The organism is Paenibacillus caui (assembly GCF_019904135.1).
Classification (GTDB): domain Bacteria; phylum Bacillota; class Bacilli; order Paenibacillales; family Paenibacillaceae; genus Fontibacillus; species Fontibacillus caui.
On the sequence record NZ_JAIOGQ010000029.1, the window covers coordinates 37514 to 59531 of the forward strand.

25 protein-coding genes, 2 rRNA genes and 1 riboswitch are annotated in these 22018 nt (G+C 49.5%); of the genes, 2 read left to right on the forward strand and 25 right to left on the reverse strand.

The window, feature by feature from the left end:
* Positions 1 to 78: 78 nt before the first annotated feature.
* From glmU to K7397_RS16545, 12 genes are all read right to left on the reverse strand, one after another.
* The gene (glmU, locus tag K7397_RS16490; protein WP_223069034.1) at positions 79 to 1485 is read right to left on the reverse strand and encodes a bifunctional UDP-N-acetylglucosamine diphosphorylase/glucosamine-1-phosphate N-acetyltransferase GlmU; all 1407 of its coding nucleotides are present in this window, start codon (positions 1483 to 1485) and stop codon (positions 79 to 81) included.
* Positions 1486 to 1611: 126 nt separating this feature from the next.
* Entirely contained in the window at positions 1612 to 1896 is a 285-nt protein-coding gene (spoVG, locus tag K7397_RS16495; RefSeq protein ID WP_108463756.1) for a septation regulator SpoVG, read from the reverse strand.
* A 185-nt stretch (positions 1897 to 2081) separates the two neighbouring features.
* Complete coding sequence (purR, locus tag K7397_RS16500; RefSeq protein WP_223069035.1) at positions 2082 to 2906, reverse strand: pur operon repressor; 825 nt, start codon at positions 2904 to 2906, stop codon at positions 2082 to 2084.
* Positions 2907 to 3009: 103 nt separating this feature from the next.
* Positions 3010 to 3864 carry a 4-(cytidine 5'-diphospho)-2-C-methyl-D-erythritol kinase gene (gene ispE, locus K7397_RS16505; protein ID WP_223069036.1) on the reverse strand — a complete coding sequence of 285 codons (855 nt, stop codon included), beginning with the start codon at positions 3862 to 3864 and terminating at the stop codon, positions 3010 to 3012.
* A 250-nt stretch (positions 3865 to 4114) separates the two neighbouring features.
* On the reverse strand, positions 4115 to 4294 hold the full coding sequence (locus tag K7397_RS16510; protein ID WP_223069037.1) for a small, acid-soluble spore protein, alpha/beta type: 180 nt from the start codon (positions 4292 to 4294) through the stop codon (positions 4115 to 4117).
* Positions 4295 to 4503: 209 nt separating this feature from the next.
* Positions 4504 to 4770, reverse strand: a complete 267-nt coding sequence (veg, locus tag K7397_RS16515; protein WP_223069038.1) for a biofilm formation stimulator Veg — start codon at positions 4768 to 4770, stop codon at positions 4504 to 4506.
* A 286-nt stretch (positions 4771 to 5056) separates the two neighbouring features.
* On the reverse strand, positions 5057 to 5974 hold the full coding sequence (yabG, locus tag K7397_RS16520; RefSeq protein ID WP_223069057.1) for a sporulation peptidase YabG: 918 nt from the start codon (positions 5972 to 5974) through the stop codon (positions 5057 to 5059).
* Between the two features lie 76 nt (positions 5975 to 6050).
* Complete coding sequence (rsmA, locus tag K7397_RS16525; protein WP_223069039.1) at positions 6051 to 6935, reverse strand: 16S rRNA (adenine(1518)-N(6)/adenine(1519)-N(6))-dimethyltransferase RsmA; 885 nt, start codon at positions 6933 to 6935, stop codon at positions 6051 to 6053.
* Between the two features lie 7 nt (positions 6936 to 6942).
* The gene (rnmV, locus tag K7397_RS16530) at positions 6943 to 7488 is read right to left on the reverse strand and encodes a ribonuclease M5 (RefSeq protein WP_223069040.1); all 546 of its coding nucleotides are present in this window, start codon (positions 7486 to 7488) and stop codon (positions 6943 to 6945) included.
* A 146-nt stretch (positions 7489 to 7634) separates the two neighbouring features.
* Complete coding sequence (locus K7397_RS16535) at positions 7635 to 8789, reverse strand: 3D domain-containing protein (protein ID WP_223069041.1); 1155 nt, start codon at positions 8787 to 8789, stop codon at positions 7635 to 7637.
* Between the two features lie 270 nt (positions 8790 to 9059).
* Positions 9060 to 9282, reverse strand: a riboswitch (cyclic di-AMP (ydaO/yuaA leader).
* 217 nt (positions 9283 to 9499) lie between these two features.
* On the reverse strand, positions 9500 to 10267 hold the full coding sequence (locus K7397_RS16540; RefSeq protein WP_223069042.1) for a TatD family hydrolase: 768 nt from the start codon (positions 10265 to 10267) through the stop codon (positions 9500 to 9502).
* Positions 10268 to 10293: 26 nt separating this feature from the next.
* Positions 10294 to 11577, reverse strand: a complete 1284-nt coding sequence (locus K7397_RS16545) for an HD domain-containing protein (RefSeq protein WP_223069043.1) — start codon at positions 11575 to 11577, stop codon at positions 10294 to 10296.
* Between the two features lie 292 nt (positions 11578 to 11869).
* Between K7397_RS16545 and K7397_RS16550 the strand changes: the two genes are divergently transcribed.
* Positions 11870 to 12124: an AbrB/MazE/SpoVT family DNA-binding domain-containing protein gene (locus tag K7397_RS16550; protein WP_094094716.1), complete on the forward strand. Its 255-nt coding sequence runs from the start codon at positions 11870 to 11872 to the stop codon at positions 12122 to 12124.
* Positions 12125 to 12368: 244 nt separating this feature from the next.
* Here the strand turns inward: K7397_RS16550 and rsmI are convergent, their stop codons facing one another.
* From rsmI to K7397_RS16600, 10 genes are all read right to left on the reverse strand, one after another.
* A complete protein-coding gene (gene rsmI / locus K7397_RS16555; protein WP_223069044.1) occupies positions 12369 to 13253 on the reverse strand; it encodes a 16S rRNA (cytidine(1402)-2'-O)-methyltransferase in 885 nt (294 codons plus the stop codon).
* The gene (locus K7397_RS16560; protein ID WP_223069045.1) at positions 13250 to 14008 is read right to left on the reverse strand and encodes a tRNA1(Val) (adenine(37)-N6)-methyltransferase; all 759 of its coding nucleotides are present in this window, start codon (positions 14006 to 14008) and stop codon (positions 13250 to 13252) included. Before K7397_RS16560 ends, rsmI begins: the two co-directional genes overlap by 4 nt.
* Before the next feature lie 79 nt (positions 14009 to 14087).
* A complete protein-coding gene (yabA, locus tag K7397_RS16565; protein ID WP_223069046.1) occupies positions 14088 to 14450 on the reverse strand; it encodes a DNA replication initiation control protein YabA in 363 nt (120 codons plus the stop codon).
* A gap of 31 nt (positions 14451 to 14481) precedes the next feature.
* A complete protein-coding gene (locus K7397_RS16570; protein WP_223069047.1) occupies positions 14482 to 15282 on the reverse strand; it encodes a PSP1 domain-containing protein in 801 nt (266 codons plus the stop codon).
* 101 nt (positions 15283 to 15383) lie between these two features.
* Entirely contained in the window at positions 15384 to 16376 is a 993-nt protein-coding gene (holB, locus tag K7397_RS16575; protein WP_223069048.1) for a DNA polymerase III subunit delta', read from the reverse strand.
* A 50-nt stretch (positions 16377 to 16426) separates the two neighbouring features.
* Complete coding sequence (locus tag K7397_RS16580; protein ID WP_223069049.1) at positions 16427 to 16870, reverse strand: YaaR family protein; 444 nt, start codon at positions 16868 to 16870, stop codon at positions 16427 to 16429.
* 247 nt (positions 16871 to 17117) lie between these two features.
* Positions 17118 to 17447, reverse strand: coding sequence for a cyclic-di-AMP receptor (locus K7397_RS16585; RefSeq protein WP_223069050.1), 330 nt, complete (start codon positions 17445 to 17447; stop codon positions 17118 to 17120).
* Positions 17448 to 17522: 75 nt separating this feature from the next.
* Entirely contained in the window at positions 17523 to 18191 is a 669-nt protein-coding gene (gene tmk, locus K7397_RS16590) for a dTMP kinase (protein WP_223069051.1), read from the reverse strand.
* Positions 18188 to 19837 (reverse strand): aminotransferase class I/II-fold pyridoxal phosphate-dependent enzyme, encoded by a 1650-nt coding sequence (locus K7397_RS16595; RefSeq protein WP_223069052.1) that lies wholly within the window; start codon positions 19835 to 19837, stop codon positions 18188 to 18190. The genes tmk and K7397_RS16595 overlap by 4 nt, the downstream gene beginning before the upstream one ends.
* 116 nt (positions 19838 to 19953) lie before the next feature.
* On the reverse strand, positions 19954 to 20166 hold the full coding sequence (locus tag K7397_RS16600) for a sigma factor G inhibitor Gin (RefSeq protein WP_237690988.1): 213 nt from the start codon (positions 20164 to 20166) through the stop codon (positions 19954 to 19956).
* A 213-nt stretch (positions 20167 to 20379) separates the two neighbouring features.
* Between K7397_RS16600 and K7397_RS16605 the strand changes: the two genes are divergently transcribed.
* The gene (locus tag K7397_RS16605; RefSeq protein WP_223069053.1) at positions 20380 to 20904 is read left to right on the forward strand and encodes a hypothetical protein; all 525 of its coding nucleotides are present in this window, start codon (positions 20380 to 20382) and stop codon (positions 20902 to 20904) included.
* A gap of 99 nt (positions 20905 to 21003) precedes the next feature.
* Here the strand turns inward: K7397_RS16605 and K7397_RS16610 are convergent, their stop codons facing one another.
* The 3 genes from K7397_RS16610 to K7397_RS16620 all read right to left on the reverse strand — a co-directional run.
* Positions 21004 to 21498 (reverse strand): hypothetical protein, encoded by a 495-nt coding sequence (locus tag K7397_RS16610; RefSeq protein ID WP_237690995.1) that lies wholly within the window; start codon positions 21496 to 21498, stop codon positions 21004 to 21006.
* 171 nt (positions 21499 to 21669) lie between these two features.
* Positions 21670 to 21786, reverse strand: a 5S ribosomal RNA gene (rrf, locus tag K7397_RS16615).
* 107 nt (positions 21787 to 21893) lie between these two features.
* Positions 21894 to 22018, reverse strand: a 23S ribosomal RNA gene (locus K7397_RS16620); the annotation flags it as partial.

The window sequence follows — 22018 nt, forward strand, 5'->3', positions numbered from 1 at the left end:
AGATTGGCATAACAATCTATAAGGTCATTGATAAATGTTGTGCATGTTTGATATTCACCGGTTCATCAAGGCACCGGGTTACTTGTTCTCGCTGTCTTGTTTTTGCTTTTTGGCTTTCGCCCGGGCCCGGATTTTATCCGCGTAGCCCGCTTTGTTCTCCTGCCGCTGGCGGGCAATAGCCAGATCGTTGTCGGAGACCGATTGGGTGATGGTCGAACCCGCTACGACATAAGCGCCCTTGCCTACTTTTACCGGGGCGATCAGATTGACGTTGCTGCCGATAAAAGCGTCATCCTCAATTTCTGTAATGGATTTATTATATCCATCGTAGTTTACGGTTATCGCTCCGCAGCCAATATTTACGTTCTTACCCACTTTGGCGTCGCCAATATAACTCAGATGGGAAACTTTGGAGCCGTTTCCTAAAGTCGCATTCTTGATTTCAACGAAATCGCCGACCTTCACGTCTTCACCGAGCACGGCACCGGGACGCAAATACGCAAACGGTCCAACCGTTGTCCCGCTTCCAACCTCGGCCTGAGAGAGTACCGAATGCTTCACGGCGGCTCCGTCATGAATGATGCTGTTATCGATTTCGGTTTGGGGTCCGATCTTGCAATCTTCACCGATCTTCGTCCGGCCGCTAAGGATCGAGCCTGGGTAAATCACCGTATCGGCGCCAATTTCCACATCCGCGCCAATATAAGTGGCACCCGGGTCTATAATGGTGACTCCGTTCAGCATATGCTGTCTTACAATTCTGGCACGCATAAAAGCTTCGGCCTGTGACAGCGCCACACGGTCATTCACTCCGATCGACTCGGCCCCGTCGCTTGTCATATAAGCGGCAGCCTTCTCCCCCTGGGATACAAGAATCCCTAAACAATCGGTCAAATAATATTCCTGCTGCGCATTTTGATTGGTAACCTTGTCAAGAGCATCAAACAGTTTGGCATTATCGAAACAGTAGGTGCCTGTATTGATTTCCTTAACAAGGTTCTCCTCAGGGGAGCAATCCTTCTGCTCAACAATCCGCTTCACACGGCCCTGCTCATCACGGATCACACGTCCGTAGCCATGAGGCTCGTCCATGGATGCCGTAAGCACAGTCACGGCGGCTCCCTGCTCTTCATGAAGCGCGAAAAGAGCCTCCAGCGTCTCCGGTGTCACGAGAGGCGTATCTCCGCAGATGACAACGGTTGTTCCGTTCTCGCTTCCGAGGAGCTCTTTCGCCTGCTTGACGGCGTGACCCGTACCCAGCTGCTGCTCTTGCAATACAAACTCTGCTGTTGTTCCAAGATAGGACCTGACGGCTTCTGCACCGTGACCGACGACTACGACTTTTCGATCGCAACCCACTTTATTCACGGTGTCCAGAACATGTCCGACCATCGGTTTACCGCAAACGGGATGAAGCACCTTATACAGTTTCGATTTCATGCGCTTGCCCTGCCCTGCAGCAAGAACAATGGCTAATCTCTTCAAGTTCCCGTCCTCCTTCTCATAAACTCAATACTGAATATATCTCATTCTGGACAAAAAGAAAAGAGAACCATGCCACATGGTCTCTTTTCCCTGAACCCCAATTAAGTTAAAAATGAAAACGGCAGCTTAGGCTCCTTCTTCAATGACCTCTTCCTCAACAGCAGCGCGTTCATATTCGGCAAGCACTGCAGCCTGGATTTTCTCACGAGTTCCGGAAGAGATTGGATGAGCGATGTCACGGAATTCACCATCTGGTGTGCGTTTGCTTGGCATTGCTACAAACATTCCATTGTTTCCATCGATAACGCGAATGTCATGGACAACAAATTCGTTGTCGATCGTAATGGAAGCAATTGCCTTCATTCGCCCTTCCGAGCTCACTCGGCGGAGTCTTACGTCCGTTATTTGCATGTGTGTTCACCACCTTTTTCCAACTGAGACTTGGTGTATTATTCCACACAGCAAAGCGAAATCCTTTTTTTTCTCCGTACAAATTAACCTAAATTCAGGAATTTTTTTTGAAAAACGGTGTTTTCGACAGGATTCACCCGAATCCGTTGCCATTCTGCTAAGTTTCGACAAACGAAGCTAGCTGGCTATAAACGGTCAAAATAGTTCCCCGGATGAACGGACACACTTTTGTTTTTCGCATCCACTTCCCCGAGAGAAGCCAGTGACACATAGTCCTGAAGCAGACGCTGCTCCACAGCTCCTGACTCTACCAGGACGCCCACACCCGCGACGGTGGCATTAAACTCGGCGAGCAGATCCACCATCCCCTGGACGGTTCCCCCTGCCTTCATAAAATCATCCACAATCAGCACACGCGAGTTCTCTTTAAGAGCTCGTCTGGACAAGGTCATCGTATGCAGGCTCTTATGCGATCCCGATACGTAATTAATGCTTACGGCAGAACCTTCCGTTACCTGATGGTCTCGTCTTACGAGAACAACGGGCAAATTGAGCTGGGCCCCGGTAGCGTATGCGAGAGGGATGCCTTTCGTTTCCACGGTCATAACCACATCAATTTCAAGGTCTGCAAAAGCGGTGGCAAACAGCTTGCCGGCTTCGTTCATCAATCCCGGCAATCCGAGAAGGTCCGACATATATAAATATCCGCCCGGCAAAATGCGGTCCGGCTCGGATAACTTACGGCATAATTGATCGATAAATTCTTTGGCTTGATGGGGGGGGGCTTTGGGGATAAATTTCACACCTCCGGCTGCGCCGGCCAAGGTATGAAGCTCTCCCATCCCTTCTTCTTCAAATACTTCCTTAATGATCGCCAAGTCTTCGCTGATGGACGATTTCGCTGCTCCATAGCGCTCTGCAAAAGTCGTAAGCGGAATCAACTGGTGCGGACGGACCAGCAAATATTCCGTCATTTCCACCAGGCGCGCGCTTCTCTTCAATTTCTTCACGAAAAACCCCTCGCTAAAATCCGAATATTTTATAGAAAATATACCACCTTTGTACGTGTTTATCAAATAAAATTCCGGATATTAGAAAAAGTGTTCTTATCTCTCAGGTAAGAAGCCTTACGGCATATACCTCTTTGCAAAAACCGCGCAGTCCGTTATAAACACGCGCCACTTTGGCTTCCTTCGATACCAGACCGAACACGGTAGGTCCGCTTCCCGACATCAGCACGCCGTCGGCGCCTAGCCGTTTCATCGTCTCCTTCAGCTGCTGAACCTCAGGGTGAAGCTGGAAGGTCACATCTTCAAGCACATTGCCAAGCTCCAGGCATACCTCCGAAAAAGATTCCCGGCTGATCGCCTCAATCATCCGCCGTGCTGAAGGATGCTTCTCTACCCGATCCGCCCGGAACCGCCCGTACACCTGGGCTGTCGACACATTAATCGGCAGCTTGGCCAGCACAACCCAGCATTGAGGTGGATTGTTCAAGGGTGTGAGGACCTCGCCGCGGCCTGTAGCCAGAGCTGTTCCTCCGGTCACGCAAAAAGGCACATCCGACCCCAGCTCCGCGCCAAGCCGGCACAGCTCCTCATCGCTGATCCCGAGATTCCAAAGCCGGTTCAAGCCGCGAAGCGTTGCAGCGGCGTCGCTGCTGCCTCCGGCAAGTCCGGCTGCGACCGGGATATGCTTATCCAGATGGATATAAACGCCGCTTCGGACATTGTAACGCTCTTTGATCAGGCGGGCCGCCTGAAACGCCAGATTTTTCTCATCCAGAGGAATATATCCGGCCTGACTTGAAATAATAATGGTGTCCCTTGGCAAAGCGCTCATCTCAAGCCGATCCGCCAGATCAACCATGGTCATCACCATTTCGACTTCATGGTAGCCGTCAGGTCTTTTATGTAATACGTCCAGCATCAAATTGATCTTTGCCGGTGCTTTTTCGTAAATTTTCAAGGCGCTTCACCCACCTTCAGCAATTCCATTGAACAACTTAACATATTATAGGGGAAAACCGCTTCCAAAGTCCATCGCCTTTTATCTAAACAGGTCCGAGAGCCGCTTTCCACCATTTTAGCAGAAATGAAAGCCCGATCCCAATTTAGAAGCGGGGTCCGTATAAATCTTGCTGCTGTCCGTTGCGCGTTTTCCCGTATATGGACAACAAGACCTCCGGATGACGCCGGAGATCTCGCTCATGCCATTTCTATTTCCGTTTGGCTGCCGCCTTCTCGGCGAGCTCGATCGCTCTTTTGACCATATTGCCCGCATCCTTCGCTTTGATTCCGCCCCAGCCCTCTTCACGGACCGTATCATAGAATCCCAGTTCCTTGGCCAGTTCGATCTTCAGATTGTCCGACATGATGCTTCGTCTTCTTCGCGACATGGCTAGTCCTCCTCATATAACAGTGATGGAATAACCCATAAAGCTTATCTTCAGTGAACAAAATGTAGTATTCCCCTGCCCCTTTTCAAATACCCCGGTAATTGTTGTATCCGCTTGTGAAGGTTCTGCAGCATGTCTCAGGTCTAAATGTTATTCCATCGAAAAAAGCGACCCCTATAGGGCCGCTTGTTTGGTCAAAACTTGCTGCTTCAGGAAAGCAAATTCGGCTCGCCCGGATCCTCGAACAAAGTCACTTCGACCGTTTCCGTAAGGATGTCGGCGTAGCTGTAAGACACTCTTTTAAAAGTCTCTTGCTCCTCGTCCAGCTTTACAATAAATACAGAGGGGTAGGTTTCCTCCAACACGCCCGTCCGCTCCACCGTCTTCCGACGGCCACCGTTCGCACGAAGCGTAATCTTCTGGCCTACATAAGCATCGAGACTGTTTTTGATATCAGACAATGCATTTTTTGCCATACCTGTGACCACCTCTTTTCTTAACCATTGTACCACATCAAAGAGGTGATGTCAAAATTTAATTATTATACCAAGATGAAAAAGTAATTGTCAACGATTTTTTTTGGAAAATGAAAGAAATCCAATGAAATACAGATCATTTCAAGGGTCCGTGTTTTTTAAGGCAGTAACCGCTTTCCAGAAAAATAAAAAGGATAAGGCAGCTGCTTATCCTTTCCAGTTCCTTAGCCAAGCCTTAGGCCCGTTGCCGGAGCATGCATTGGCTTTATATTCGTCTCCTTTAGCTCTAAGTGGCTGAAGGAACAACATTCAGTTGTGACAATTCCTGAAACTTGGGAAGTCCGATCCGGTAGCTTCCTCTTGTCTCGATGCCGCCCACTCCTTGAATGCCGCTGACCGTATGGCTGAGCACATCCGTAATATGAATCGTATCGCGGACTGACGTAAAGGCCGCCTTAGCCGCGATATAAACGGGATCCAGCGCGTGAATCAGAATGCGGCCAGGAGAGCTGGCAAAATTGGCCCCGGCCTGAAGGAGCGCTTCAAAATGGGATTGGCAGGCTCCGGCCACAATGGTAAGCGAATCGAAATTACGTTCGTATTGGCGCGCGATCTGAACGGCCTCCACAAAGCTCCGTGAATTTTTATAACTCGCCAGGCTGTATAAATCGGTATTTATCCGGTTCTTGAGCACGCCGTCATGCCCCGTAATCACTACAATATCGGGACGTACGCTGGGGAGAAGCCGGTAGAGCGCATCTGCCATCGTCTTCTCATGCACATAGTGGCCCTGAGCCGGCACCCTGAGCTTTTCATACAAGTCCAGGCTCTTCTGCAGATAGAGCGGATCACCGTCCAGATGCAGTACCATGCCCGGTACCTCGAAATAAGAATGCGCGCCTATTCCAGTGCCTGAAACCGATCTGTCGGTTCCCAGAATCGCTTGATTCTGGGCATCCAAAGAGTGCCGGTCCTGATGAAGACGCTGCAAGGTTTGCTGTGCTTTTATTCTGGCCTGCTTGGCTTTGCCTGTCGGGATATCGCTCGTTACGGGGACCAGATCGCTAACGGGGGCATCGGCGAGCAGCCGAAATTCGGTTCCCTTGATAATCGCCTGGCTCCGTTCCAGCGCCTCTACCCGGAACGTTACGTCTTTTCCGTACGATTTGCGAACAACCAGGTCTCCTATTTTCGTCAAGTCCATCACCTCCATCCCATCCTATGGGCAGATGAGGATAATGGTTCCAGCCTGCGGGCGATTTTAGAAGAGCAAACGGGCGCTACTTAAGTCCGGCTTCATGAACAACATTCGAAAGACGTGCGAACTCCTGGATGCTGAGCGTTTCCGCCCGTCTGGCAGGATCGATTTCGGCGGCTTTCAGCAGCCGCTCGAGCTCGGTCCGGTCTCCCTTAGGGAAGAAGCGGCTCTTCAGATTGTTCGAGATCGTTTTTCGCCGCTGAGCAAAAGATGCCTGTACAACCTGAAAGAAAAAGCTCTCGTCCGTCACGTCTACCGGCCGCTGCTGTCTCACCTTCAGCCTGATGACGGCAGAATCCACATTCGGCTGCGGAATGAACACCGTATGAGGCACGGTACAGATCAGCTCAGGCTCGCTGAAGAACTGAACCGCGATGCTTAGACTTCCGTAATCCTTGCCTCCCGGAGCAGCCGCCATCCGCTCCGCGACTTCCTTCTGGATCATGACGACGATATTCTCCAGCGGCAGCCGTTCTTCCAGCAGCTTCATCAGAATCGGGGTCGTCACGTAATACGGCAAATTCGCCACAACGCTTATTCCGGAAAGGCCAGCGAATTCCTCTTGAAAAAGCGTCTTTAGATCAAGCTTCAGCACATCCCCGTGCACCAGCTTGATCTGCGGAAACGGGCCCAGCACTTCTCCCAGAATCGGAATAAGACGCTGATCGATTTCCACAGCAACGACTTTCCCTGCCGCCGACGCCAACTGCTCCGTCAATGCGCCGATACCGGGGCCGATTTCCAGCGCCCCCTTTGTGGAATCAAGCCCGGCAGCCCCGACGATTTTGCCAAGTATATTTTGATCGATCAGAAAATTCTGACCCAAGCTTTTTTTGAATGAAAATCCGTATTTCTGAATAATCTCCTTGGTCCGCCTTGGCGTGGAGATTTCTTCTCTCCTGTTCATGTTCGCTTCAGACTCCTTTGTCTTCCAATTGGCGCAAAGCTGCCGCAAATTCCTCCTGGCTGATCCGAAAGATGCACAGCCGCTTGTACAGCTGCTTGCCGTTGCAGTAGCCAATCCCCAAAATCTCACCGAGCAATCTCCGCCTTGCCGCAGCGCTCGGGTGGACAATAAGCCCGGCGTCCATCAGGTCTTCCCAGCCGATCTCGGGCTCCTCCTGTGCAGCCTCGCTCCGCACGCGTGCAAGGGCTTCCCGGATCGCCTCCGGCGCAGCATTCTCCACGCCGATATCGCCGCGCTTCGTGGCCGCGGACTCCGTCAGAAAAGCGTGCTTGCAGCCGAGCACCTTGGCCGCCACAATTTTGCGGATCCGCTCGCCGGCATGATCGGGATCCGTCAAAATAATAACCCCCCGCCGCTCCTGCGCCAAAGCGATCTTGCGGAGCACTGCCGGCCCGATGGCCGAACCGCCGGTTTCAATCGTATCAGCGTCAACCGCGCGCTTGATCGCGACGGTATCATCCTTGCCTTCCACCACAATGACTTCTTTAATCATTTGCAGGGCCGTCCTTTCTATACATGTAGAAACGGCAAAGCCGCCTTTTATTATGGCAAACAAAAAGAAGAGGAGGACTCCTCTTCTTTATTCTTATCTATAACATCATCATTATAATAGCGAATTCTCAAGCTAAAGTAAACGAATCAGTTGAGTTCAGGTTTTACTGGACCGATCACATAAACCGTCCGGCCCTTTTGACGTCCAAAATTATTGGCTGCTTTCAATGTATCATAATACACATCAATTTTATTGCCTTTAATCGCGCCGCCGGTATCCTCCGCACGGCGGAAGCCGAGCCCCTCAATATAAACCCACCAGCCAAGCGGAATCACATTTTTATCCACGGCGATGGTTCTTCCTTCCGTAACTCGCGTGCCGGAAGCTGTTTTTGTTCCGATTCCATCCTCTTCGGCTGAGTACGCAGTCATCGATACATTCTTCAATACTTTTTTGTAACTAAAACTGATGCCGTTCTTCGTAATAGAACCACTTCCGCTGATCTTGACCTTATTCGAAGTTCGCGTGATGCTGGCCGCAAGCACTGCCGTCTTTACAGGTTCAGGCTTCTTCGTGCCGACCGCAATCACTCTGGCTGTTGCCGGCTTTGCAACCGCTTTGCTCACCCATCGCTTCGAAATCAGCTGCCCATCCTGAAACACCTTCTCGACGTAGTGAACGGTCTGTCCGTTGCTGCCGTCCTGAATCACTTTCGTCTTGCCGGCAAGAAGCTTCGGATCCGAAGTCTTTACCGTTTGGAAAGGGACTGACACAGGCTGCCGGACGGTAATCTTGTTTACACGAACTACGCGAATCTTCATCTCTGGCGTGACCTGGCTGTCCAGGGAGGGATACACTTTATCCTGCTCCGCTACGGATACGCCGGCTTCCAAGAGTGCAATCTTGACGGTATCTGCTGTTGTGAAGCGCTTGCTGTTCTTGCCGTCGGCTATAACCGTTACCGGGGCGGCATGGTCAACGACAACCTGGTCCCCGTCCTTCAGCTTGTTGTCTATTGCCGGGGTTACCGCATCCTCCGTCTTAATGACGATTTCCTGCTCCTTCAGGAAATCCTCTACATTCGTTTGCCTGGTTTCCACGGCCATGGTCTTGCCGTCAACCTTCAGCTGGATGCTTTTCCTGCCCTGACTGTAAAGATAGGCAAAAAAACTGGATAACACCGCAATAGCAAGTATGGCATAGATTGCAATTTGACGAGTATTTTGAAAACTCCACCGCAAAACGTAAGACATACTGGATGATCGTGATTCATGGGTTTCATTCTTTCGGAAAAAGCCCACTTCTTCAGTCCTCCTCCATAGCCCCGTCGTCCTAGGTCGAAATAAGAATACATATGACGCGACTATATGACGATTTTTATACGGAATACGTAAAAAACCGCATCCCGCATCCTTCCCCAGTCTGCCTCTGCTCAGGTTTCATCACCTGTTATACAACAGTATGATGACCCTACCCCCTTTTATTCAAAAACAAAAAGAAGCCAGGAAAGAGTTAGAGGAACTCTTCCGTGGCTTCCGTTACTGTCTAGGGTGTTGTAGGATGCACGAGGTTGCCTCTCTCATGAACGCTTACGAGGTTAGCTGTCGGGTTCGGACGAATGAGAGACGTCCTATCTTGATTCATTCGCTCATGGCGTATGATCTCAAATTCACCCCAAAGACTCACGTAAAGAAATCAAATGCTTAAAGCCGCCTGTGATGATCACAGGTTCTTCGCGGCTTGCCGCATCGGTTCCCCCGTTCTCCAAAGAAGGAGATTCAGCGAGACTGGTTCATGGAACCAATAGATCAAAGTGACGTAATGGCGTCAGTCCATTACGCAATTCGATTACTGAAAAGATTCTATCCTGTTTCGATGCCGATTGTAAAGGAGTAATCAACCACGTATTTTAAAAAATATGGTTAAAAAACTGTAATAAACTACGATTTATTGATTAAAAAACTTTAATTTGTCTCGCATGCTCTTTTTTTCTCGCTTTTTGCTTCGAATTTTAACGAATCCCAAATCGTTCCAGTGCATTCCGGGTTGTTATTCTTGCAATTTCTTCCAAATCAATTCCTTTTAGCTCGGCTGCCGCTTCGGCAACCAGACGGACATATCCGGACTCGTTCCGCTTTCCGCGGAAGGGGTGCGGAGTAAGATAAGGGGAGTCCGTTTCGATGAGCAAACGGTCATCGGGAACTTTTACGAGCACCTCTTTGGGCTGTTTGGCGTTTTTGAACGTAATCGGCCCCCCGAAGGAGATATGGAACCCCATGTCAAGACACAGCTTGGCTGTTTCCCAGCTTCCGGAGAAGGAATGCATAATGCCCCCGACCTCACTTGCCTTTTCCTCGCGTAAAATGCGGATCACATCCTCATGCGCTTCCCGGTTATGGATAATAATCGGCATTTTCAACTCCCGGGCCAGTCCGATTTGACGGCGAAAAACTTCATGCTGCACCTCTTTAGGTGACGTATCCCAATGATAGTCGAGGCCGATTTCTCCGATGGCCACTACCTTGTCATGTTTGCAAAGCTCGGCAATCCACTCCAAATCCCCGTCTTTCATCGTAATCGCATCGACCGGATGCCAGCCAACCGCTGCATAAATAAAGTCGTACGTTTCGGCAAGTTTCATCGTGGACGGAATCGTTTCGCGATTAAATCCGACATTCACCATCCGCGTTACGCCCTGCTGAACCGCTCTTGCAATCGTTTCTTCCCGATCGCCGTCAAATTGGGGGGCATCCAAGTGTGTATGTGTATCGAACAGCATTTATGAATCCTCCTTATGCTTCAAGCTCATGCCTTAAAAAAGGTTGAAATATGCTCAGGCAAACGGTCTGCTACGGCTTCCAGCTTACCTTTTGGAAAATACAAATGATATCTTCCCCGGTGGATGCCGCTGATCGAACGGACTATATCCGACACCTCCGAGATTTCCTTCAGCCTTTCCTGCCGGTCCAGCAGCAGAATTTGGTGCGTTCTCAGTTCGTCTTCCGGCCGAAAAACATCATAAGGCAGATCGGCAGGAGAATCAATCTCCAGATCATACAGAGGGTCCAGTCCGACCGCTTCAAAAGACTGTTTGATTTCGTCAATAAATTCCGAGTCCATCGTTTCCATTTCCACATACTTGTACAAATTGCGCTCCATAAATCTTCCGCACAAATCGCTCAAAATCGGATCCTGTTCACTCTGCCATTTCATAAAGACCGTCTGGATCAAAGCTTCATCAAGCTGCAAATATTCCCGTACCGTCAACTCCCGGGTGAACAATCCGGGCAGGGGATCCAACATAAACTGAAAAGAGTATCCGGATGCCCACAGCTCCTTCGCCCGACGGAAAATTTGCCTCAGCAAAATTTCCGAACTTCGCGTTACCGGATGGAAATAGACTTGCCAGTACATCTGATATCTGGACATCAAATAGTCTTCTACGGCATGCATGCCCGATTCCTTGACCACTACCCGCCCATGGAACGGACGAAGCATGCGCAAAATGCGATCAATGTCGATCGTACCATAATTGACGCCTGTAAAATAAGCATCCCTGAGCAAATAATCCATCCGATCCGCATCAAGCGGACTGGATACCAGGTTGACCACAATCCGTTTGTCATAATCTTTGCGAATGACACCGGCAACCTTTTCCGGAAAATCTCCCGAAATTTGCTTTAAAATCCGATTGACCTCCGTATCGCCGAGCAATATTTTGCAGGTCCAGTCTTCGTGATCCATATGGAAAGCTTCTTCGATGGAATGGGAGAACGGCCCGTGGCCCAAATCGTGGAGAAGGGCTGCGCAAAGAGCCACCATGCGCTCATCCTCGGGCCAATCCGCATAACCGTTTCGCTCAAACTGGGAGATAATCCGCCGTGTAATTTCGTAAACCCCGAGGGAATGCGAGAAGCGGCTGTGTTCTGCCCCGTGAAAGGTCAAAAAGGTTGTTCCAAGCTGGCGGATTCTCCGAAGCCGTTGGAATTCGGGCGTATTGATAAGGGCCCAGATAAGCTCATCCTGGACATGGATATAGTTATGAACCGGATCTTTGAATACTTTTTCCTCGCCAAGAGATTGACGCATAACACAGCCTCCTTATAATCGACAAAATAAAAATTCTCGACAAATTTTGTCGAATTATGTAGAATCACAGAATATATTGTATGACTTTTGCAAAAGTTGCCGAACTCGCTAACTTGCTTGATATTACAGCGATAATTTAATTTATTCAGCAAGTATTCAGGAATTGTAACGCATATTTTCCATTAATAGGTTGACTATTATGGCAATCGTTGGTATTATGAATATCATAAAAGATAGAATGTTGTCGAATTATGACATTTAAAAATTATAGCGAGAGGGGCAAACTTCGGTTATGATGAAATCAACAGGTATTGTTAGAAAAGTAGACGAACTGGGACGCGTTGTTATCCCAATTGAACTCCGCCGCACCTTGGGTATTGGCGAGAAAGACGCTCTTGAAATTTATGTTGACGGTGAGCGCATCATGCTCAAGAAATACGAGCCTGCTTGTATTTTCTGCGGCAATGCTGAGAACGTAACGTATTTCAAAGGAAAAATTGTGTGCCACGAATGTCTCAGTGAAATGCCTACACCTGTGACAAATTAAGAATTATAGTATATAATAGGTTTACTCAAACTGTTAATTCTAACCTTTTCATATCTCCTTGGCGCCTTCCTAGGCTTGAACCCGGCCTAGTGAAGGTCTTTTTTTTTGCTTGTTTTTAAATACTCGAGCGGCAGCGGTGCAATGCATCGCTATACGGTTTTGCTTGCCCCCGCAAAATACCTGAATGTGCCCCGAAGTGAAGGCCCAGGCAACATCTTCGAAAGGGCGCCAATAGGTGCTTTGCTTACAATAAGGCGTTATAAATATCCCGCTTGGACACTCCGCGGTCTCCTGCTGCTTTCTTCATGGCTTCCTTGCGCTGCATGCCTTCCTGCTCGTAATGCGCCACATGCTGCTCAATGGATAGCTCTTGCCACCACAGCTCCTTTCTTTCCTGAATATCCCCGGCCGAAGCGCCTTCAACCACAAGGCAATATTCCCCCAGGGGCGGATGCTCCTCAAGCCGCTCCAGACATTCCTGAATCGTTCCCCGGGTCATTTCCTCATACCGCTTGGTTAATTCCCTCGCGAGTACAATCCGGCGATTGCCGAGAAGGGCAAGCAAATCCTGCAGCGTCTTGATCACCCGGTGCGGCGATTCATAGAACAACAGGGTGCCGTCGTAATCCCTCACCTGACCGACCGCCTGCTCCCGCCCCCGTTTGTCCCGCGGCAAAAAGCCGACAAATTGAAAACGCTCGGTCCCAAGCCCGGATACGATGAGTGCTGACAGCGCCGCATTTGCTCCAGGAACGGGAATGACGTCGATTCCGTGCTCAATCGCGAGACGGACCAGGTCGCTTCCGGGATCGGAAATTGCCGGTAAACCGGCGTCGCTGACAAGCGCCAGATTTTTTCCTTCTATTATAAACCGAATCAGTTCAGGACCACTGGCTGCTTTATTATGTTCATGATAACTATACAGCTTTTTGGCTGCAATATCGAAATGGGTGAGCAGCTTGCGTGTTTGCCGGGTATCCTCGGCAGCAATCAGATCGGCTTCCTGAAGCGTCCGGACCGCTCTGAATGTCATATCCTCCAAATTACCTATAGGAGTTCCCACCAAGTATAGTTTTCCGGCCCCAGGCTGGCGCGCTTCCGCAAAACTTTTCTGTACGCTTACATTCATATTCTTCCTCCGCTGGTTCCATAATAAATATCCATAATTTCCCCGGTATACTTTCCGTCCTCCCCATATACAATCAGTGGCGGCTTCAACCGGATATCCGGTTTCCCATCTCTCAGCGCCTCTATTAATACCATATTGGCCTCAAGGTCAATTCTTGGATGGACAAAACGCAGCACCTTCGGTTCAAGCCTGTACTGCCGAAGCAGCGTAATAATCTCTCCTAGACGCTGGGGCTTATGTACCATAAATATTTTACCCCCGGGACGAAGCAATCGCATTCCAGCAGCAATGATTTCTTCCAGGCTGCCATGGATTTCGTGTCTGGCCATTGCCTGGTGCCTGTTCAGCTTCTGGTCTCCCGTCTGCAGCGGCATATAAGGCGGATTGACCGTAATCGCATCATAAATATTAGGACCGACTGCGTTCGATAAATCGCGGAGGTCGCCTGTTCGGATTTCAATCCTATCTTCGAGTCCGTTCAGCCGGACACTGCGCCTCGCCATATCCGCAAGTCTCTCCTGGATCTCAATGCCTTCAATCCTTGCTTTTGTCCGGGCCGATAACAAAATCGGAATGACACCGTTGCCCGTGCACATATCAAGAATTCTTCCCTTTTTGGGCACAGCGGCAAACCTGGACAGCAGTACGGCATCCATAGAGAAGCTAAACACCTCATCGCTTTGAATCAGCTGCAGTCCTTCATTCATCAGATCATCGATCCGCTCGTTTTCATAAATGTCGACGTTCCCGTTCATTCCAGTTCGATCCCTCTTTATTGCGGCGCTTTTAGGCCCTATACTTTAAAAAAAACCGTAGGTTCTCACCTACGGCCTTCTACTTATTCAAAAATGACAGACAAAACAGGCAGTCGCCTTCGGTTCGTAAATGCCCATAATACACATTGCAAATATGAAAGCCTTCGTGGTAAAGACGCGCCAAATTATCGTGTCCTTCGCCAACCACATCGGATTTGGACTCCCCTTCTGCCTGCTCTGCACGGTTCGGGACAGAAGCGTCTCCCCGCTCTTCGGTTTCCCTCTTCAACACTTTGCGAAGCTGCTCGTTCTCCGTAGAGAGGCGCTGGTTCTCTTCCAGCAATTTCTTGACTTCCAGCTTCAAAACTCCAAGTTCACTTTGAGCCTCGCCCATTTGCGATTCCATTTGCTGTAAATGTGCAAAAATATCTCTTTTCTCCAAGTTCCCACCCCAGAGTCAGTCTCTATGGTATTTACTTGATGACAACGTCATCTAGCGAAAGTTCCTTGACTTTGCCGATTTCAAAAAGTTGAACATGCACGGTACGAGAACCGGAATTGAGTCCGACCACTTTGCCTTCCCCGAGGGAGGTAATAACGAACTTGCCTACGCTCGGGAGCTCTTCTTTGATGCTCTCGTAATTGTCATGCTCAAATTTCAAACAGCACATCAATCTTCCGCATAAGCCTGAAATCTTCGTCGGATTGAGGGACAAGCTCTGATCTTTGGCCATCTTGATCGACACCGGTTCAAAGTCGCCCAGCCAGGAGGAACAGCAGAGGATGCGTCCGCAAGGACCGATACCTCCCAGCATCTTGGCTTCGTCTCTGACTCCGATCTGTCTCAGCTCAATCCGGGTCCGGAAAATGCTGGCCAGATCCTTGACAAGCTCACGAAAATCGACACGCCCCTCGGCCGTGAAATAGAAAATGACCTTGTTGCGATCAAACGTATACTCCACGTCAACCAGCTTCATTTTCAAATCATGGTCCTTGATTTTATTTAAACATGTCGTAAAGGCGTTCTTTGCCGCAAGCTTGTTCTCCTCTACAACACGACTGTCCGATTCATCGGCGATTCGGATGACTTTCTTCAGCGGCAGCACTACATCCGACTCATCTACGGTCTTCCTGCCGATCACCACTTTACCGTATTCCACTCCGCGAGCGGTTTCCACGATCACGAAGTTATCCTTCTCTACGGGGAAATCAAGCGGATCGAAATAATAAATCTTGCCCGCTTTTTTAAAACGGACGCCCACTACAGTGTACAAAAACTAACCCCCTTGTATTACAGCACATTGTTCAAAAGAACACTTCCCGGGATAACACCGTTTCCCGTAAACCTTAAACTACCGGGAGATAGCTTGTCTCTTCAGTTCCAGACCGGAACCGCTTGTCCTACACCTATCAAAAATTGCTCTAAACAAAGCTGGCCATTCATGTTGTACCGGAGCTTTTTCTTGGCCTCTGCCGCTTGAGCCATACAGGAAACCCAGGCTCCGGCACTGCGGGTTCCGGCTGTCTTGGAGATAAACTCCCATTCATCTATAAAAACGATACTATCGTGCTTGTTCGCCTGAGCTTGAATCAAATCCTTAAACCATAAATGGAACATATCGAATATGAGTTCCAAGTGGTCACCCAAACCGGCTTTAAAAACGCTCTGTTGAGCGGTAATCAAAGGAGATCCGCCTCTGCCTGCAGATTCCTTCCCTAATTGTAACACTACGTTTCTAATTTCTGCAAACCAATTCTGGCTTGCCAAATCACGGCAGGCGTCGATTCCCGCAGCCAAATGAACCGCACAGCGGGCGATCGCATCGGGGATTCCTTCATCGCTAAGCCGCTGCAGCATGTGCATGGGGTCCAGCGGTACAAAAGGCACCCATTGCCCTCTGGATTGAATGGTAGGAAGCAGTGATCTTCCGTTATTCGTCAGCAGAATAGCTACCGCCGGAGAAGGCGGTTCCTCCAGAAACTTCAGCAGACTGTTGGCAGCCTGGACGTTCATTTTATCGGCCTGATCAATAATATAGGCTTTAGGATTTCCGCTTTCCGAACGGTAAGAGAACATGCGCTGAAGATCACGGATTTGGTCAATCTTGATGGCCGAACCTTCCGGTCTGATGACATGAAGGTCCGGATGATTGCCATGAAGCAGCTTGCGGCACTCCAGACATTTGCCGCACGCGTCTTCCGTCCCTTCCAAACAGAAGAGAGCCTGAACGAAAGCAAGCGCCATTTCCATCTGTCCGCTTCCGGGAGGCCCGTTAAAAATATAAGCATGCGATATTCGGTTACGCTTCAACCCGTTTTGCAGCAATTTTTTGGCCGTATCCTGCCGGATCAATTCTTTAAATGACATTAGGCTCACACTTTCTACCCGGATTATGCATAATCCCTCTATGATCAATATTAAAAACTTAAATTAATGAGCAGTCCGCGAATTTCTCCGATTTTCTCCAGAAGTTCAAGCCTTCCTTGTTCGGTGCCAAGCAATTCTTCGCCCATCTCCAGCAATGCGGAATCAATCTCGTCGAGCAGCTTGTAGCGTTTCCCCCGTCCTCTTCGGTCCCAGCCCTTGGTCTCCTTCATTCCGACACCGCGACGTACTGTGTCCTCCAAAAACCGTTTGACCATCAATCGGTATGCTTTCAGTTCGCGTACGGTCATGGATCTGGCCAAACGGTCGCCCTGCTGCTGAATTTCCTTCAGCCGGCGGTTCAATTCCTGCTGAGACGCCTGTTCACCATGCTGCTGCATGACGTCCGAAAAGCTTTTGGCCGTGACCTGCTTCGCTGCTCCTTCCGATATGCCTCTTCTGCTGGTTAAAGGTCTATACCCCGGTTCGATCTTCACCTGTCATCTCCGCCCATCTACAGCGTATTATTTTAAAACATGCGCAAAACGGCTACATAATCCACAGGATCTCGTAACCGCCTGACCATTCAGCAGCATTCTTTGGCGCCAATTAGAAACCGCAAGGCCGTCCTATAAAAGACGGCATCCGTTTCTGCGAGAACTATAAAAAGTATAGGGGCCCCTCTCGCTTATACTTTCTTATAGTTTGAAGAAACATTCTATCTTTAAAAGGGGAACGAAACCCTTAAAAATGCTCAAACCGATCTACAGGAAGCACAAATACCGTAGCTCCTCCAACCTGTACTTCAACAGGAAGCGGCAAATACGAATCTGTCGTTCCGCTCATAGGTGTCACAGGCGTAACCAATTGCTCTCTCACCTTGCAGCTGCTTCGAATAACGTCCAGTACGGTTTCAACCTGACTGTCGTCAACCCCGATCATGAACGTTGTGTTTCCCGCACGAAGAAACCCACCGGTACTTGCCAGTTTCGTTGCCCGAAAGTTCGCTTTTACAAGCGCTCCGGATAAACGGTTGCTGTCCTTGTCCTGGATAATCGCAACAATCAGCTTCATATTGCAGCCCCTCCTCATTAGGTTTATAGATAAATGCTATCGATTTATCTATCTTCTATTATATCGCATATTTTATTATTTATTTGACAAATCTGTTGAAAATTCCTGTAAGAACATTGATAAACGCTCTTTGGCCTGCCTTGCCACTTCCTCCGGCCGTTTCTCGGCATCAATCATGACAATCCGCTGCGGATACATGGCTGCTACCCTTTGATAGCCTTCTCTTACTTTATGGTGAAACTGCAAAGCTTCCAGATCAAGCCGGTTGACTTCCCTCCCGCGGCCCGCTGCAATTCTGGCAAGGCCTGTTTCGGGCTTCACATCCAAATAAAAAGTTAGATCCGGAAAACGGCCTTCCGTCGCAAAAGCATTGATGGATAGTACCTCCGGAATGCCAATGCCGCGTGCATATCCCTGGTAAGCTAGACTGCTGTCAATAAACCGGTCGCACAGCACTGTCGTTCCTTGCGCAAGCGCGGGCTCTACCTTCTCGACCAGATGCTGACGCCGTGCCGCCGCATATAGCAGCGCTTCGGTGCGAATATCCATCTCCGTATGGTCCGGATGCAGAAGCAGCTCGCGAATGCCTTCAGCGATCCGTATTCCTCCCGGCTCTCTTGTTGCGATATAAGGCAGCCCTCTGCTCTCCAGCAATTCGGCAAGCTGCTGCATCATTGTCGTTTTTCCTGATCCTTCTCCTCCTTCCAGCGTAATGAATAATCCTTTTTTATGGGCTGTGTTCATCTTCGTCCTCCGGTATCCTGCTGTTTTTTGTATACTTGAAGCCGGCACAGCGAAGGATCGGTTGCTCCCTGAAACCTCGCTCCGGCATTTCTTAGAGCGATCAGGCGTTGTACAACTCCTGCTGCAATGGGCTCGCCGGGATACAGCAGCGGAATGCCTGGCGGATAAGGAATGACCATCTCCGCTGCCTTTCTCCCCTCGCTCTGCTGCAGCTCTATCATTTCTATTTCCTCTTTCACCGGAGGCTCAAGTCCAAATGGGGTGGGTTCGGAGACGGCTTCTCCCTCAAAATTGTTCCACGTGGAAAGTTCCACGCATGCAATATTCGTTATCCCGTCATCTCCGCTATTCGGCGCAGAATCAAAAACCATCTCTGCCTCCATACTATGCAAAACGCCCAGCAAATGATCAATATCCTCTATTCGAGTGCCCGGCCCAAGCGCCAAAACTGTATAGCGCTCGTCGCTCATCTCAGGCACACATCCATGGCGCTCCAGCTGTTCCTGCAGCCTGTATCCGCTCCACTTCCCTTCTCCGTCATACAGCACGGCTTTAAAGGGATCCTGGCTGGTGTAGGAGTGTACAACCGGATTGTCCATATCGTGCAAGTGCAGGTGGTCCGGATGGATATCACCTTTATTATTACCACCGCTAGCCGGTCTGCTAAACACGGATGAGCCGTTCTGCTCCCGGTTCTCAGACTGCCGGGTACAGTCAAGCATCTTGATCCGCTTCAGCTGCTTCAATGCGGCCTTAAGCTTCCTGGCCGCATTCAGGCTTTCCGCGAAGGCCGCTCTGCCTTCGCGCTCCAGCCAGCCCCGACATAGGTCAAGCGAAGCCATGACCAGATAGGAGGGGCTGGAGCTCTGCACCATCGCCAGCCGCTGCCGCAGCAGCGGACGGTCCAGCAGCGGTCCCTGCACATGCAGCATGGCGCCCATCGTCAGGGCGCCGAGCATTTTGTGCGTGGACTGCACGACCCCGTCCGCGCCTTGCGACAGCGCGCTCGGCGGCAGCTCTGCGGCCAGCCCGTAATGCGCTCCGTGGGCTTCGTCCACGAGCAGCGGGACACCGGCCGCATGGCACTGCTCCGCAAGCGCGGCCAGCTCACCGCCCATCCCGTAGTAGTTAGGGTGTGTGATCAGTACGCCCTTGGCGCCGGGATACCGGCGCAGGGCTTCACACACCGTCTGCAGCGCCGGGATGGTTGCCAGACCGCTTGCGCCGCCAATCTCCGGCGCAAGAAACACCGCCTGTGCGCGCGCCAGCATTAATCCGTGGATCACGGATTTGTGCACATTCCGCTGCACCAGAATGATGTCGCCCGGTGCTGTGCACACCGTAAGAAGCAAAGCCAGATTGCCCACTGTGCTTCCTCCCACCAGGAAGTGGGTTTCCTCCGCTCCAAAATAATCAGCCGCCAGCTCCTGCGCCTCGCGGATAACCCCTTCGGGATGATGAAGATCATCCAACCCGGTGATCTCGGTTGCATCTATCTTCATGGCATTCCCGAGCGGTCCGCTGTCAGTCTGGGCATACATTCTTCCATTCTTATGCCCCGGGACATGGAAAGATGTATCCGCACGTTTCATATACCGATTCAAAGCCTCCCATAAGGGGGCAGATCCTTCTTTATGCTTGTTCACGTTAAGGGTCCTTCCGAAAATAGCATTTACCCTATTTTAACGTAAAAAAATTTCTTCGCCTACCGATGTACACTAAAAAGGACCCACATCCCCATGCAGGCCCTAATCAGATCGATTTAAGCATTTAATTGCACCCAAATCTGTTTCATTCGATGGATGAAGTAATCGTATTTATCGTCTTTGACGTCGGTCCGAACCATTTCCGTTTCACAGTCCTCACAGATAAATTCAGAAACAATGGTAATGCCCTGCGATTTCTGCTGCCCGCAAATAATACAGGTATTCGCTTCCTGCTCTTCGGAATCCATTTGCTCGATCTGTTCTTCCATATGCGATCCCACCTTATCGCTCTTTTACTATCAGTATGCCACAGAGTCTATCTATTTAAACCAGTCTGATAGCCTTCTGCCTATATATTCTATGCAAAAAGCAACGTTTAGGTGTTTGTACCCCGAAAGCGCTCAAAAATGCTTTTGATTTTGCCGATATACTTATAAAAGTGCGCTTGATCCGTGTTATGTTTAAGGAGGAGTGTGATTTCCATGAATTTGGAACAAAGTACAAATGCAACATTTTATCAATATCGGCTTCTTAAGAAAACTACTTTTTCCAAGCTCCTTACTCAAGGTCTTGTCCTTGTTCCTATTCTTTGCTTGATTGGATTAACCGTCTTTCATGGTCCGCTTAGCATTGTAAATTTCCTTCTGGCGGCTCCAATTTCGCTATGGATCCAATTTGTTATCTGCCGCTCCGTCTTAATTATTGTCAGCCATTCCTATAACAAGCACTGGCGCTTCTCCTGGCGTTTGCCCTGGGTCGGATATATGCCGAACCAATATATTTGGTATAGCATTTTTAGAAAAGTCCATTTGCATTATACGTGGATCGGACTCTGCATTATAGCTGTTCTTATTCCCTGGTCGCCTATAAGCCTAATCATTTCTTTATTGTTTTGGCATTTGTGGCTGCTGTTCCCCAGGCTGTTCACCTTTGCCGTACTGCTTAATCAGCGCAAAGACGGGATGATCAAGTTTAACGAACAAGACGTTTCTTACTATATTCAATAAATAGCCTTACGTAGAAAAACATAAAACCTGCCGTCCTTCAAAAGGAGCAGCAGGTTTTATGCGCTATGCAGGTTTGTTAAGCTGTTCCAGCACCAGCAGCTAGGGACTATTCTTCAGGCCACGGACAGCCGCCTTCTCGGTTTTAGGGACGTAAATGGTGAATGAATTTTTTTGCAGAGACAATTGCACAACTTGATTATTTTTTATAAAAACACGTGTAGACTGTGTTTGCGCTTCCTTGTTTTCCGTCCATCCCCAAGCCTCAATTTCCTTCTCATAGGCAGCAGGCAAGGTGCTGTTCTCCTTCAAGCCGGGAACCGAATAGCGTACATAATCCATTTTTGCGTTACTTGGAGCTGTTTCCGTTTTACTCGCCTCTTTCGGGACAGGAAAGCTCTTCTCCACAGCCGCGCCTTCATACACCTTCCAGGTCGGCTCTGCCGAGCTGCAGCCCGAGATCAGAAGCAGCAGAAATGCTGCCACCAGCAAGCAGAATAAATACCATTGGGATCTTATTTTTATGATATTCTCCTCCTTACCGTTGTAAATTATTCCGCGTCTATGAATACGTTGGAGAAGTCCGATTTTTATCATCACAATTTGAATGAATCTCCACCCTATATTATATAAGGCGTTTCTTTGGGAGGAGTAACAAAATAGTTACATTCATTTTAATAGTCCTTCATCTAACTCTATCTGCATCACAGCTCACTTTGTATTTGCAAAAAAATAAAAACCACCACCGATGATCGGCAGTGGTTCTTCGCTTGGCGGCGTCCTACTCTCCCAGGACCCTTCGGTCCAAGTACCATTGGCGCTGGAGGGCTTAACGGTCGTGTTCGGGATGGGTACGTGTGGAACCCCTCCGCCATCGCCACCAAACGGGCATTTGTATAACAAATGCTTGTTTCAAGCTTGATCGCTTGAAAACTGGATACGAAACTTCTTTGCGTCTTAGCCCCGCCAGTTTTCACTTAGTGGGGTTTGTTTTGGATAAGCCCTCGACCGATTAGTACTGGTCAGCTCCATGCATTGCTGCACTTCCACCCCCAGCCTATCTACCTCGTCGTCTTCAAGGGGTCTTACGATTTGGGAAATCTCATCTTGAGGGGGG

Excerpts from the sequence above, each read along its gene's own strand:
- K7397_RS16585 (WP_223069050.1), bottom strand. The coding sequence starts at position 17,447 with ATGAAGCTGATTGTTGCGATTATCCAGGACAAGGACAGCAACCGTTTA.
- yabG (WP_223069057.1), bottom strand. The coding sequence starts at position 5,974 with ATGGACTTGACGAAAATAGGAGACCTGGTTGTTCGCAAATCGTACGGA.
- K7397_RS16510 (WP_223069037.1), bottom strand. The coding sequence starts at position 4,294 with ATGTCGCGAAGAAGACGAAGCATCATGTCGGACAATCTGAAGATCGAA.
- K7397_RS16560 (WP_223069045.1), bottom strand. The coding sequence starts at position 14,008 with ATGAACGGGAACGTCGACATTTATGAAAACGAGCGGATCGATGATCTG.
- holB (WP_223069048.1), bottom strand. The coding sequence starts at position 16,376 with ATGTCATTTAAAGAATTGATCCGGCAGGATACGGCCAAAAAATTGCTG.
- rsmI (WP_223069044.1), bottom strand. The coding sequence starts at position 13,253 with ATGAATGTAAGCGTACAGAAAAGTTTTGCGGAAGCGCGCCAGCCTGGG.
- K7397_RS16605 (WP_223069053.1), top strand. The coding sequence starts at position 20,380 with ATGAATTTGGAACAAAGTACAAATGCAACATTTTATCAATATCGGCTT.
- spoVG (WP_108463756.1), bottom strand. The coding sequence starts at position 1,896 with ATGCAAATAACGGACGTAAGACTCCGCCGAGTGAGCTCGGAAGGGCGA.
- K7397_RS16610 (WP_237690995.1), bottom strand. The coding sequence starts at position 21,498 with ATGATAAAAATCGGACTTCTCCAACGTATTCATAGACGCGGAATAATT.
- K7397_RS16540 (WP_223069042.1), bottom strand. The coding sequence starts at position 10,267 with ATGCTGTTCGATACACATACACACTTGGATGCCCCCCAATTTGACGGC.
- rnmV (WP_223069040.1), bottom strand. The coding sequence starts at position 7,488 with ATGATTAAAGAAGTCATTGTGGTGGAAGGCAAGGATGATACCGTCGCG.
- K7397_RS16600 (WP_237690988.1), bottom strand. The coding sequence starts at position 20,166 with ATGGAAGAACAGATCGAGCAAATGGATTCCGAAGAGCAGGAAGCGAAT.
- rsmA (WP_223069039.1), bottom strand. The coding sequence starts at position 6,935 with ATGAACAGGAGAGAAGAAATCTCCACGCCAAGGCGGACCAAGGAGATT.
- veg (WP_223069038.1), bottom strand. The coding sequence starts at position 4,770 with ATGGCAAAAAATGCATTGTCTGATATCAAAAACAGTCTCGATGCTTAT.
- K7397_RS16550 (WP_094094716.1), top strand. The coding sequence starts at position 11,870 with ATGATGAAATCAACAGGTATTGTTAGAAAAGTAGACGAACTGGGACGC.
- tmk (WP_223069051.1), bottom strand. The coding sequence starts at position 18,191 with ATGAACACAGCCCATAAAAAAGGATTATTCATTACGCTGGAAGGAGGA.
- K7397_RS16545 (WP_223069043.1), bottom strand. The coding sequence starts at position 11,577 with ATGCGTCAATCTCTTGGCGAGGAAAAAGTATTCAAAGATCCGGTTCAT.